Origin of the sequence: Ruminococcus sp. (genome assembly GCF_016287535.1) — a bacterium.
In the GTDB taxonomy this organism is placed as follows: Bacteria; Bacillota; Clostridia; order Oscillospirales; family Ruminococcaceae; genus Ruminococcus.
Window position 1 is genome coordinate 20,626 of the sequence record NZ_JAEFAJ010000007.1, and the last position, 12,736, is coordinate 33,361.

General features: G+C 46.4%; 13 protein-coding genes. 1 reads left to right on the top strand and 12 read right to left on the bottom strand.

Annotated features, from left to right (window positions below):
• The first annotated feature begins 62 nt into the window (after nucleotides 1-62).
• Nucleotides 63-1,403 (top strand): MATE family efflux transporter, encoded by a 1,341-nt coding sequence (locus QZZ36_RS04655; protein WP_295077582.1) that lies wholly within the window; start codon nucleotides 63-65, stop codon nucleotides 1,401-1,403.
• A gap of 37 nt (nucleotides 1,404-1,440) precedes the next feature.
• Here the strand turns inward: QZZ36_RS04655 and QZZ36_RS04660 are convergent, their stop codons facing one another.
• The 12 genes from QZZ36_RS04660 to QZZ36_RS04715 all read right to left on the bottom strand — a co-directional run bounded on the left by QZZ36_RS04660 (nucleotide 1,441) and on the right by QZZ36_RS04715 (nucleotide 12,706).
• Nucleotides 1,441-2,088: a CatA-like O-acetyltransferase, family 3 gene (locus QZZ36_RS04660; protein WP_295077585.1), complete on the bottom strand. Its 648-nt coding sequence runs from the start codon at nucleotides 2,086-2,088 to the stop codon at nucleotides 1,441-1,443.
• Between the two features lie 87 nt (nucleotides 2,089-2,175).
• Entirely contained in the window at nucleotides 2,176-2,571 is a 396-nt protein-coding gene (locus QZZ36_RS04665) for a pyridoxamine 5'-phosphate oxidase family protein (RefSeq protein WP_295077588.1), read from the bottom strand.
• Nucleotides 2,572-2,614: 43 nt separating this feature from the next.
• Nucleotides 2,615-3,544, bottom strand: a complete 930-nt coding sequence (cysK, locus tag QZZ36_RS04670; protein ID WP_295077591.1) for a cysteine synthase A — start codon at nucleotides 3,542-3,544, stop codon at nucleotides 2,615-2,617.
• Nucleotides 3,545-3,622: 78 nt separating this feature from the next.
• Nucleotides 3,623-3,898 (bottom strand): hypothetical protein, encoded by a 276-nt coding sequence (locus QZZ36_RS04675; protein WP_295077594.1) that lies wholly within the window; start codon nucleotides 3,896-3,898, stop codon nucleotides 3,623-3,625.
• Between the two features lie 21 nt (nucleotides 3,899-3,919).
• On the bottom strand, nucleotides 3,920-5,929 hold the full coding sequence (locus tag QZZ36_RS04680) for a class I tRNA ligase family protein (RefSeq protein WP_295077597.1): 2,010 nt from the start codon (nucleotides 5,927-5,929) through the stop codon (nucleotides 3,920-3,922).
• Nucleotides 5,930-6,065: 136 nt separating this feature from the next.
• Nucleotides 6,066-7,700 (bottom strand): glutamate--tRNA ligase, encoded by a 1,635-nt coding sequence (locus tag QZZ36_RS04685; protein ID WP_295077600.1) that lies wholly within the window; start codon nucleotides 7,698-7,700, stop codon nucleotides 6,066-6,068.
• Nucleotides 7,701-8,566: 866 nt separating this feature from the next.
• Nucleotides 8,567-8,842 carry a hypothetical protein gene (locus tag QZZ36_RS04690; RefSeq protein ID WP_295077604.1) on the bottom strand — a complete coding sequence of 92 codons (276 nt, stop codon included), beginning with the start codon at nucleotides 8,840-8,842 and terminating at the stop codon, nucleotides 8,567-8,569.
• 90 nt (nucleotides 8,843-8,932) lie between these two features.
• Nucleotides 8,933-9,196: a hypothetical protein gene (locus QZZ36_RS04695; protein ID WP_295077607.1), complete on the bottom strand. Its 264-nt coding sequence runs from the start codon at nucleotides 9,194-9,196 to the stop codon at nucleotides 8,933-8,935.
• A 356-nt stretch (nucleotides 9,197-9,552) separates the two neighbouring features.
• The gene (locus QZZ36_RS04700) at nucleotides 9,553-9,765 is read right to left on the bottom strand and encodes a hypothetical protein (protein ID WP_295077610.1); all 213 of its coding nucleotides are present in this window, start codon (nucleotides 9,763-9,765) and stop codon (nucleotides 9,553-9,555) included.
• A 219-nt stretch (nucleotides 9,766-9,984) separates the two neighbouring features.
• Nucleotides 9,985-10,491: a peptidoglycan-binding protein gene (locus tag QZZ36_RS04705; RefSeq protein WP_295077613.1), complete on the bottom strand. Its 507-nt coding sequence runs from the start codon at nucleotides 10,489-10,491 to the stop codon at nucleotides 9,985-9,987.
• Nucleotides 10,492-10,630: 139 nt separating this feature from the next.
• Nucleotides 10,631-12,022, bottom strand: a complete 1,392-nt coding sequence (locus tag QZZ36_RS04710; RefSeq protein WP_295077618.1) for a peptidoglycan-binding protein — start codon at nucleotides 12,020-12,022, stop codon at nucleotides 10,631-10,633.
• A 3-nt stretch (nucleotides 12,023-12,025) separates the two neighbouring features.
• Complete coding sequence (locus tag QZZ36_RS04715; RefSeq protein WP_295077621.1) at nucleotides 12,026-12,706, bottom strand: carboxypeptidase regulatory-like domain-containing protein; 681 nt, start codon at nucleotides 12,704-12,706, stop codon at nucleotides 12,026-12,028.
• Nucleotides 12,707-12,736 lie beyond the last annotated feature (30 nt).

The window sequence follows — 12,736 nt, forward strand, 5'->3', positions numbered from 1 at the left end:
TTCACTGCACGCAGGTCTTTGAGGCCTGCTGCCTTCGTTTACAGGGGGGGTAAACATTTTTAATGGACAGAAGACCAATACGTAGTGATTTTTTCAGGTACATATTGGCAAATGTCATCAGCTCAGTGGGCGTATCAATCTATATACTGATTGATACGTTCTTTATTTCCAAGGGAATGGGGTCGGAAGGTCTTGCAGCCCTGAACCTGGCTCTGCCTGTGTTCAACTTCCTGAACGGCTTCGGTCTTATGCTCGGAATGGGCGGCGGAAGCAAGTTCTCAATGATGTACTGCAGGACTGAAAGGGAAGAAACTGACAGAATTTTCTCGAACGCTTTCATGACAATGCTGCTGATAGCGGCTGTGTTTGAGATACTGGGGATATTTTTCTCGAAGCAGATAACTCACCTTCTCGGCGCTGACAAAGCGGTCTTTGAGATGTCACACAGCTATCTGCATAAAATACTGTTGTTTTCGCCCGCTTTCCTTATGAATAACCTGCTGGCGTGCTTCATGCGCAACGACTGCGCACCGAGACTCGCTATGCTTGGTATGCTGAGCGGCAGCCTTGTCAATGTGGTTCTGGACTACATTTTTATTTTCAGATTGGATATGGGTATGGACGGCGCGGCTCTGGCTACGTGTATCGCTCCGTTCGTAAGTATGGGCGTTATGAGCATACATATAATCACAGGCTGGAACGCTTTCAGTCTGCGGCTCTCCGTCCCTTCGCCGAAGCTCGTCCGCGAGATAGTATCTCTCGGTATGCATTCATTCTTTACCGAGCTTTCCGGCGGAATAGTGATAATGATATTCAATCTCGTCATCTACCGCCTTCTCGGCAATACAGGTATTGCCGCATATGGCGTCATCGCAAATATAGGTATAGTGTTCACGGCTATATACGTCGGTATATCAAGCGGTGTACAGCCTCTTATGTGCAGATACCACGGCAGAAAGAACGACGAAGCTATACGTTTCCTGCTGAAGCTTTCAGTAGCAACATCACTGATATTCTCTGTTGTTGCATACGCTTTTCTCTTCCTTAACCCAAAGCGGATAGTAGGAATATTCAACAGCAGCTGCAACCCGACTCTGCAGGCTGTCGCCATGCACGGTCTGAGACTGTACTTCCTTTTCATGCCTTTCATGGGGATAAATACTATCATGTCTGTCTACTTCTCGTCAAACGAGAAGGCGCACACAGCGCAGATGATATCTCTGCTGCGGGGAACCCTTCTGGTCATACCCCTTGCTTTCCTCGCCTTCTGGCTCGGCAGCATAAACTGCGTATGGCTTACAGTTCCTGTATCTGAAATGATAACGGCAGCTGTGGGCTGCGGAGTATTCCTGTTTGACCTCAGAAGGATACTTAATGAAAACTTAAAACTTGCATACAGATAAAACAAAGCCATGAGCACATATGCCCATGGCTTTTCTGTTAACCGCAGAACTTCTTTATCTCCTGTTCAAGCAGACGGTACACGTTTGCGATAAGGTATCCGTCCGCTATGGCATGATTCATCCTTACGCTCACCGGCATCATCAGACGGCCGTTTTCCTCACGGTATCTTCCCCAGTTGACTATGGGAGCAAAGTAAAGATATCCGTCAGGCAGCTCTATATTCAGTGAGTCATATGACAGCCACGAAATATACGAGGCATCGAACCAGTTTGGATGATTTGCCGCATCAAGGCCGTACTCTCTTGTCTGCTGCGCCCGTTCCACATCAGCAAGGGCGTTTTTATAAAAAGTCTCATATTCATCACTGTAGTATGTATACACAGGAGTACAGGTCTCTGTATCCTCATGGAAAACGTACTGGGTAGGGTTTATGGTATCATAGCAGATTATCTCGTCAGTCTGCCAGAGATAGCCCATACGGTAGTCGTCACGTGAGTTGAGCACCTTTGAGAGTATATAGAGGAAATTGATATAGAACTTCGTTCCGCTCCTTTTTGAATACTCCGCAAGCTCCGTAACGTCCACTCTTGCAGTCATGGATACGGAGCATTTGCAGTCCTCCGAAAAATGCCTGAACACTCCTTTTCTGTAATAGGTATCCTTGTTTATTATCCTGTAGTCCATATTATCACCGTTTGTCCTTTGTAATCGCGTATAGCCGGACCATAAGCCGAACAAAGCCATGAAGCTTTACTTCATGGCTTTGGCTTTTTAAAGTATCTGTTCCGGCTGTCCCATCTGAGGCATAATGAATGCCTTTGCTTCCTCAAGATGGAATATCTTCATTTTGAAGCCTGTCTTCTCGTTGTAGATCTCTTTAAGAAGAGGGCTTGTTGCGAACATGGCTTCCTCATACTTAGGATCCTCGTCAAAGACTACCTTTCCCGTGTAGCGGAGCCATAAGCCGTCAGGCTTGCAGGCAACTATCTCGCAGAGAGGGTTTGCGAGCATCTGTCTGTAGACAGCCTTGAAGTCGCCGACTGCGAAATAAACGGTTCCGTCCACCTCAATGTGTGCTCCGAAAGGTCTGAGCTTAGGCTGTGCTCCGTCGGTTGTCGCAACATAGAAGATTCCTGCTTCCGTAAGAAAATCGTTAATTTTGCTCATGATAAATATACCTCCTTATATTAACGCCGTTCGGGCGTCTTAATCAGTCTTCAAAAAGCGGCGTCGAGAAATACCTTTCCGCAGTGTCGGGAAGTATCGTTACCACGGTCTTGCCCTCGCCCAGCTTTTCGGCAAGCTTCAGGGCAGCAGCTACATTTGTGCCGCTTGATATACCGCACATTATACCCTCCTTTGAGGCAAGATCCTTTGCGGTCTGTATTGCTTCCTCGTCAGTAACTATGTATATATCGTCGTAGATATTCTGATTGAGTATATCTGGGATTATCCCGTCGCCTATGCCCATCTGCAGATGAGTTCCTATATCTCCTCCTGCCAGTATGGCAGCGTTCTCAGGCTCCACAGCCCATATCACCATATCGGGATACTGAGCTTTCAGAGCTTCACCGATTCCCGTGATAGTGCCGCCTGTGCCTATTCCGGAACAGAAACCGTCTATCTTTACTGCGGTCTGCTCCAGTATCTCCAGGGCTGTATGATACTTGTGAGCCCCTATATTGTTCACGTTTGCGAACTGCTGCGGAACGAATACATTTTCGTCCTCCTCTGCCATTTTCAGGGCAGTATCAAGGCACTCCTGTATGCATTTGCCGATATCTCCGTCGTCGTGTATCAGCATTACCTCAGCACCATAATGGTTGACCAGCTTTCTGCGCTCCTCACTGACGGAATCGGGCATGATGATTATAGTTCTGTAGCCCTTGACAGCTCCAACAAGTGCAAGACCTATTCCCTGATTGCCGCTCGTAGGCTCTACGATTATCGTTCCCTCGTGTATCTTGCCTTCCATTTCCGCATGGCGTATCATGTTGTAGGCTGTGCGGGTCTTTATGGAACCGCCTACGTTGAGTCCCTCGAACTTTACGAGGACGTCTGCGCTTCCCTTTTTGTTCATTCGGTTCAGCTTTATCATCGGAGTATGTCCGATAGCCTCCAGAACGTTGTTGTATATCATTGGTCAATAACTCCTTTATGAGTTGAAAATTATAAACAGCTATTTTACGGTTCTTCCGCTTTGTCAGTCATCGTTCATTTAATAATGAACGACCTTGTTTTCGTCCCATTTCTCTGTCTTTTCAATATCCCATAATTCTTCGTAGTTCTTGAAATTGTCGGGGAGCAGAAAAACGGAAGTCTTTTCGTACTTCGCATTGTCCAGAAGTACACGCCACCTGACTACCTTATACGTCAGAGCCGTATACATACGTGTGCCGCCGTCCTTGTATGCTCCTGTGGGTACAGGTACGAACAGAACAAGAAGAATACAGACTAATATCACTGAAACGATGGATTTGGTCTTCTTTTTCACAGCATCTCCTCCTTAAAAAGATCACTCTTCAGCAGAAGCAAACTGGCTCTCGTGACGGGTGAAGAAGTCCGTTCTCGGAGGCAGGAATTTCAGCTTATGATCGCTTCCTGTGAAGTATGTAAGCGGCTCAAGGATAGTATCCCATGACCATATCCTCTCGTCAGCATCAAGGTACTCACGGAGCTTCTCAGTACCGAAGGGAGCCATCGGGTGCAGGAGCACACCTGCTATCCTTATCATGTAGAACAGATTGGCAAGAGCCTGCTTTAAAGCCTCCTTGTCGGGATACTCGCCGTTAAGCGCCTTTGCCATATACTTGCTTCCGTTGCGGATATAGCTGTCAAGTACATAGGTACACTGATGGAATGCAAACTTTGACATATGCCTCTCATACTCAAGGACTGCCTTCTTAGCTTCCTCAATGAACTTCTCCTCGGGAGCATTGTCCGGCATAACGCCGTCAAGCTCCTTCTGAGCTGTATAGAAAGCAGTACGTATCATGCGGTTGAATACGTTTGAAAGGAGCAGACCGTCCTTTACTACAGGATCAGCGTCCTCCGGCTTTGCATCAGGATTATATGGCTTGGGCATGAAGCTTACCGAGCGCTGTCCCAGACCGAGACCCAGCCAGTGCATACGGAGCTGCTCAGGAGTATAGTGATTAAGCAGGTCGTCAGCCATAGGCGGCTTTACAGCGCCTGAGCTTGAAGCCTTCTTGTCCAGGAAGAGTATGTGATGATTTGCAACGATAACAGGGAGCTGAAGCTCTCCGTCGGCAGGTGAAGCGGTCTTTGTATCGCTCTCCTGCTGTGCCATCCACATTGCAGGCTCTGCGATACCGTAGAAATAAATATTATCCTGACCTATGAACTGGTATACTGTCGCGTCCTTGCTGCACCAGTAGTCTCTCCACTCCTCCTTGTCGTGACCGATAGATTCGAGATAAGTCTCAGTAAAGGAGATAGGAGCCCACAGCGACTCAGGCCATACCCATACGGTAAGTCCCTCAACGCCGTCCATGACAGGTGCTGGAACTCCCCACTCGATATTTCCGGTAAGGCGGAAGGGTACAAGGGTCTTTCCTGTTCTGTAGCGTATACCGTTCTCAGTGAGTATTCGGCAGGCTTCATCGCAGTCCGAGAGCTTGCTGAACTCTATAGTAAATGAGGGCTTTTTGGGCTCCTCTATGTAATTATGCTCCGGCATGGAGGTTTTCAGCTCCATGTACTTCTCCTCGAACTCACGCTTTATGTAGATGACAGGATTCTTGAGGAACTCGTCTATAGTCTTCCATACAACAGGACGGATATCCTTGCGCTTTTTCAGCTCCTCCACCCATTCCTTCATAAGCTGCTCGTAGTCACGGAGCTTGAAATACCAGTTGGTAACAGGCTTCATGGTGGGAGTTTCACCTGTGAGTGTGCTGACAGGGTTTATAAGGTTCTCAGGCATATACTGATGTCCCATGTCGCACTCGTCGGCATAGCCCTTTTCGGAAGTACAGCCGTCTACGGGACATTTTCCTATGACCTGCCTGCCGTTGAGGAAAACTCCTGCCTTCTCGTCAAAGAACTGCATGGTAGTTATCTGATCCAACTGTCCTTTTTTGTGAAGTGAGCTGATGAAGCGGTCTGTGACAGAAGCGTGTATCTCCTTGGAGCGTCCGAGACCTGAAGCCGCAAAAAGGTTCGGAGCTATACCGTAAGCGGCAAGAGTCTCCTTCTGCTTGTTGTGGTTTCTCTGTACGAAATCCTCAAGAGAGCCTTCAAATTCTCCGTTCTTGACCTTTACTCTCCAGCCCTCTGCGATAGGAGAGCCGTAGCAGTCCGTACCGCTGACAAATATAACATTTTCCTTGCCTATGCGGTCTCTCAGGAAGCGTGCATAGGTATCCGCAAATACCAGCATACCACCGACGTGACCGAAATGGAGCTCCTTGTTGCCGTAGGGCATACCGCCTGTGACAACAGCTCTTTTCGGGAACACAGGACGGGGTATCTCAAAATTTTTCTTTTCTTTATTGTCTGACATTTTTATTACCTCTTTATATAATTCGGAATTAGGATTTCGGAATTAGGAATTATCGGTATCGCTTACGCGATAATATTTAAATCAGTCTTCGATAGCGAACACTGTTAATTCCGCATTCCGCATTCCGAATTCCGCATTATGAAAAAGCCTGAAGGCGCTTGCGTGTGATCTCCTCGCCGAGAACGTGGCTCACTTCCCAGATATCGGGTGCGTTTGCGTGTCCTGTCAGAGCTATACGGAGCATATTAGTGATATGTACTATGCTTCCCCTGAACTGGTCGGGGTTCTTCTTGTAGTCCTTGGGCTTTACTGCGAAGCCCATTTCCTCTGTGATAGCCTTTACCTTGGTGAACCACGCCGCAGAATCGTCGCTGTGGTCGTAAGACGCAAGGTATCTTCCGAAGAAATCCTTTACCGTAGCCTCATCGCACTCCTCCGGCATATCGTCCGTTACTCTGAAGGTCTCGTCGTAATAGAAGCTCATGAAGTCGCAGGCCTGCTTCCATGTCTCGATGTCACGTCTTGGCTTTTCGCCGCCCCTGCCAACATTGAGGGCCGCAAGCGTCCTCTCCGGGTACTTGTTTATCAGCTCTGCGAAGTCCTTATTGTACTCGCTGCACCATTCCAGCCAGCCGTCACGTACCTGCTCTGCGGTCATGCGGCATATTACGTTCTTGGATATATCCCTCATTTTATCGAGGTCAACAAGAGCTCCCGACACAGACATCTTTTCCAGTGTGTATGGGAATTCGTGATAGTCGGCTTCAGGATTGGCAATACGCCATTCCTCATAGTTGGAATTCAACAGGGTGAGAAGAAACTCCCATACAGCGTCCTTGCTGATTCCCTCCTGCTGGTAGTAAGCCAGTGCAAGCTCTGGATCCTTTCTCTTGGAGAGCTTTCTCTTGCTCTCACCGTCCATTTTCATAAGAGTAGCGGTATGACAGTATATTGGCTGCTTCCAGCCGAGAGTATTGAAAAGCTCTACGTGCATGGGCAGTGAGGATATCCACTCCTCGCCGCGTATAACATGGGTGGAGCGCATAAAATGGTCATCTATTACGTGAGCAAAGTGATATGTGGGGATACCGTCGCTCTTCAGAAGCACAAAGTCCATATTGTTGCGTGGCATTTCAAGCTTGCCGCGGATAGCGTCCTCGACAGCGATAGTTTCATTGGTCTCCTGACCTCTGAAACGGAGGACCCACTCTCTGCCTGCTTCGATATTTGCCTTTACATCATCAAGACTGAGGTCTCTGCACTTGGCATACTTACCGTATACTCCGGGATTTTCCTTATTGGCGGTCTGCTGCTCGCGGACTGCCTCTATCTCCTCTGCCGTCATAAAGCATGGATAAGCAAGTCCTCTTTCAGTTAGGAGCTTTGCGAAAACGTGATAGATGTCCTTGCGCTGTCGCTGACGATATGGACCATAGCTTCCGTTGTCGCCCTCTGCAGTAGCACCCTCATCAAAGTGTACGCCGAAGTAGTCCATAGCGTTTATAACTGTCTCAACAGCCCCCTCAACCTCACGCTTGTTGTCCGTATCCTCTATCCTGAGGTAGAAAACACCCTGTGACTGGTGAGCTATACGCTCGCCGATTATAGCGTTGTAAAGGTTTCCGAGATGAACGAAGCCCGTGGGACTCGGACCAATACGTGTGACATTGGCTCCTGCCGGGAGCTGTCTCTCCGGGAAACGTGCCTCTATATCCTCAGGAGTTGCCGTAACATCGGGGAAAAGGTAATCTGCAAGTGCTTTATAGTCCATATTATCAATCCTTTGTAGTTTTTCATTCTGTCCGCTGACAGACACATTTAATTTATTATATCACATTAACTGTATAAAGTCAAATACAAATCAACTGTAAGACTGTTCCGTAACAACAATAAAAAAGGCTGAGATCCGGAATTACATTCCCATTACCTCAGCCTTTCGTCATCAATTCTGTCATTATAATAAACTCTTTCAAATATAATCTTAACATAGTATCATCTCCTCCTTTAAGAAATGATATCAAGGGATTTGTAAAATTTTGGGTTAAGATACGGTCCTAATAATAAAAATAACTGAAACTTAATGTTCTCATCTCAGCCTTTCATCATATTTTCTGTAATCATATTCGTCTTCATGTTTGAAGTCGAAGTATTCGGATTCGTCCGGATAATCATATTCAAAATTCAGGTACTTTTTTTACGAAAGAAAATTTTAATGATAAAAAAGATAATAACACCAAAATTGACAAGATTAATACCTGTAAAAAAAGAGGCTATCATTAGCGCAAATATCATTAAATCAAATTTTATTATTTTTTTATTACGCTCTCTATGGGTTATGCGCATTATTCATCTTCTCCTTAAAAAAGCGCATCGTTTATGAATCTGTAAATCGTAACAGCCCTCAGCCATTCATAAACGAAGTCGTTTCAAACTGAGGGCATTTTGAACCCTTTTTAAGTTCATGTGATTATTATATCGTCTGAATCTGTATTTGTCAAGACCTTTTCTGCACTTTTTCAAGCTATATGTAAAAATCGTTAGTATATACATACATATATATATAATACTATCTATAGCATGAACGCAGTCTTTTGCCGGAACAAAGAAAAGCTCCCCTCATATGAGGGGAGCTTATCATCATTTAACATTGTATTTCCAAATACCGTTTTCCTGATAAAACTCTACATCTTTACCGCTTGACGAAACTCCAACGAGCTTGTCACCTTCAAGCCAGTAATCACCGACTTCACCGTTCAGCGGACCTTGTACAAATACAACAGTCGGTTCCGGTCCCGGTCCATGTCTAGCCCAGTCACTTTCACCTCTGAACAGTTCGTCGCCGCATGAAGCAAGAACTGCCATTGAAACAAGTCCGAGAATCGCTATCGAAATCAATTCTTTTAACTTTATCATAGTATTTTCTTCCTATCATGGTTTAATGATGCTCCCCTCATATGAGGGGAGCTGTTTTATTACATTTATCGTCAGTTAGAGTTCAGATTATCACGTACCCCATACATACTGACCAGGAGTATATCCAACAAACTGGTTGCAGCACTTGCAATACTTTGCTGTCTTCCTATACTTATGTCCTTTCCATGAGTAAGTATATGTTTCGCCATAATAACAATTATCAATGTAATATCCGTTCTGATATGTACCATGGTGATACTGACAAGCTGCATTTGCTGTCATAGATGCTCCTGATACAAGGAGTGTGGCTGCCGCTGCTAAGATAGTGAATGTTCTTTTGATTGCCTTTTTCATTGTTTTTTACTTCCTTTACTTTAAATTTAAGACCTTATGGTCTTATTGGTGAGATTGGTGAATGAAAATAGTGTGATGCTTCCCTTATATCATGTTGAGTGCAGTTATCCGTTTGTACGTGCCGGAACAAAGACGGCTGTAAATACCGTTTATGTGTACGGCTTTATGTTATGTATGATACAACATTTTATGTTGATTGTCAATACTAAACGTGTATATTCAACAAATAATCACCCAAAGGTGGACAATGCGAAAAACTTTTTGAATTTTTTGTTAATTCTGACTACAAAAGCATTAACATATAAAAAAGCTCCCCTCATTATAAGGAGAGCTCATTGCTTATTTTATTTTCTGAATCATGTGGTATATGTCCAGAGTAAGTGACCACAGCAGTTGCTGTATACGCCCATAACATTGTGTGTACCGGTAAGGCATCTGATAACTCTTGTGGTTGTGCCTGAACAACAACAGTGATTATGTGCAGCGTTTGCTGTCATAGAAGCTCCTGATACGAGGAGTGTGGTTGCTGCTGCAAAAATAGTAAATGTTCTTTTAATTGCGTTTTTCATTTGTTTCATATCCTTTTTAAAATATTTAAAACCGGCCAGCTTTATGTGCTAATTATATAACAATAAATTCACTTTGTCAATACTAAAGGTGTAAAATCAATAAATTATATCCCTCAGGTGGATAATATGATGATTTATGTTCAATTTTTTACGAATATGTGTAAAATCACCATTTCTTACTTTACACACTCTATGCAGGCGTTTCAGAGGACAAAAAAGTCAATAACTCACCTCAAGGAAACGCACAAGCATATTCCATGTAAGGCAGTCAACTGAGCTGTCCGCAGGAAGTCCGCAGCAGCTCCTGAAAAAATCCACCGCTCTGGCTGTTGCTCCGTCGTACTCACCGCTTACTCTCACCCTCGGCATATTGTCAAAACGCCCTGCCGCCTTCCAGAGCATAGCCTGTATGATATAGACCAGTTCGCCGCTGTCGCCCTCACAGACTATGAAGCTCCTTGACGGGAAAACATGATAAGCCGCCGGTGCTCCCTCAAGATAATCACGGTATATTGCGGCTATCCTGTCCCATGTGGCTGTATCCGTCTCACCTGTTTCCGGAAGCCCGTAGGCTCGCTGAAAAGCTGCCACAGCCTGCTCAGTGTACTTATCGTACACACCGTCCGGAACTATCTGCGGTACACGCTTGTCAAAGAGAGATATTGCATAAAGATAGCTCTGGAGCTCTCGTATATGTTCCTTTTTCTGTTCCTCTGTATATGGCACAAAACCAACTCCGTTCCTAAAAATACAGTATCCGCTTTCGCGGGCTTAATGCCAGGGGAATTTTTTATTGTCAGGTGTACACGGGCGGATAATATCCGCCCCTGCAAACTAACGGCTCGGAACGCCGGAGAGACGTTCCCTACTTTATAGTATAGCCGGGATTCTGGTAGGGACGCTTGTCGAAGCCATAGCGCAGGTCTGAATATACTCCTGCTATCCTGTCCCATGTAACAGCTCCCACTATACCCGTAGGATCAATTCCGAACTGTCTCTGGAACGCCGTCACCGACTGCTTTGTAAGAGGTCCGAAATAGCCAGTATCGCTCACCGCGGGTATATTGTTATAGCTCCTGTTTATATAGGTAAGATACTGCTGTATTATCTTCACGGAATCTCCGCTGGCTCCCTCTCTCAGAACCGTTCCCGGATATAGGGCGACATAGGTATACTTAGGCGGCACGCTCTCAACTATGCCCTGATACGCCCGATAGAGATCGTTCCGTGTGGCTCTGTCGGCGATACCCGTCTGCGGTAGTCCGAAAACACGCTGGAAGGACTTCAGGGAACGCTCTGTCTGCTCACCGAAATATCCGGTCATCTCCACAGGTATTACCGCTTCGTAGTATGCGCCTATAACTGCAAGATAATACTGTAGCATACTCACCTCTACCGACTGCATACCTATGCTCAGATCCTCGGTGAACCGCGGCATTATATCCTCGAAGCGTACACCCTCGGAATCCAGCTCCGCAAGACGCTTGACGCTGGTATAGATATAGGTTATCCTGTACCATGTCGAGGCATCGACCGTACCTGTGACCTCCAGTCCGAATATCTGCTGGAACTTCCTCACAGCAGCCTCGGTAGGTGTGTCGAATATACCGTCTGCGGCAGGTATCTTGGGTATCGCAGGAAAATTTCCTGATATGCGGTTAAGCCATACCTGCACGAACTTCACATCATTTCCGAAATCGCCGTTTTTAAGCTCATTTCCCGGATATGACGGCATTGCCGTCTTCACCGGAGCGTCCTGCACTATCTCTATATCATCACCGTAGTAATATTTCAGTATCTCCAGCGAATCGTATCCCCTCTCCGCAAGGGCTTGAGTGCCCCACTGTGAAAGACCGCTGCAGGTAGAGGTGGTACCGTTGCAGAAGGAAGTGAAAAGAGGCTCAACACTCCCCCTCCGCCTCACATAGTCGTTGAACAGGTCGTCAACGAGAAAACTGATATTCTCGAAGTATTCCCTGCCGTTTATGAACTTCTGATCGTATTGTGTAGTGGAGGTTATGTCGAAATCATACCCCCGCGAACGGTACCACTCGGTATATATGCGATTCAGCGCAAATGAAACTATAGCATAGATATTGGCTCTGAGGGCGCTGACGTTCCATGTGGGGTATATCTCACTGGAAGCCACATTCTTGATATAGGAAGCAAAGTCAACCTCCACATTCGGAGCAGCTGAATCAGGAAAGCCCAAATGTACAGTAATAGTTTCCGGTATAAACGGAGTGCCTGTAAGCATGGCTCACTCCTTTCCGCCGCGGAAATCCGGCTCAGCATTGTAATATGTAACTGTTTCGTCGCTGCTGTTCATCATCAGCGGAACAGGTACGAGGTTGAAGTTCTGAACAGAGGTTATACCTGAAAATACGGGAACGTCCACGCTCCTTGCCCTGAAGAATCCCTCCGCGTACACGCTCACATCGAACAGATTATAGGGACGTTCCGCAGATCCCGGAGACTGTGAGTGCTCAATGTCGGGAACAGGCAGCGAAAACCTTGGTGAAACTCCGCTGCTGTCGGTCGCTCCGGAAGCAAGTATGAGCCTTTTTCCGTCAACGACCGCCGTCACCTCCACGGAAGCTCCCTCCACAGCTGAAGAATCGTCTCCCGTCCTCACATTCACAAGTATATAGCCTCTGTCGGTGCCGATCAGGTCATTGCTGTCATACTCAGGCGGCTCGGCGTCCTCCGTCGAAGCAGTTCCGAAATCGGTGTCAAGCTCTGAAAGATCCGGCTCCGGATAGCGGCTGTTGTAGTCCTCCTGCTCCGTACTGTCAGTGAACTCAGAATAGGCTGTATCGTCGGGAGCTTCCTCATTGACTTCCTCCGGGAGCTTTTCGTCCTCTCCTCTTGAAGCGCTCCTGCTGTAGAGCTTCATAAGCTCCTGTCTGTATCTCTCCGTATCGGGAACTCTGTTATCCATAATATCTCCTCCCGATAAAGTCTATGCCCG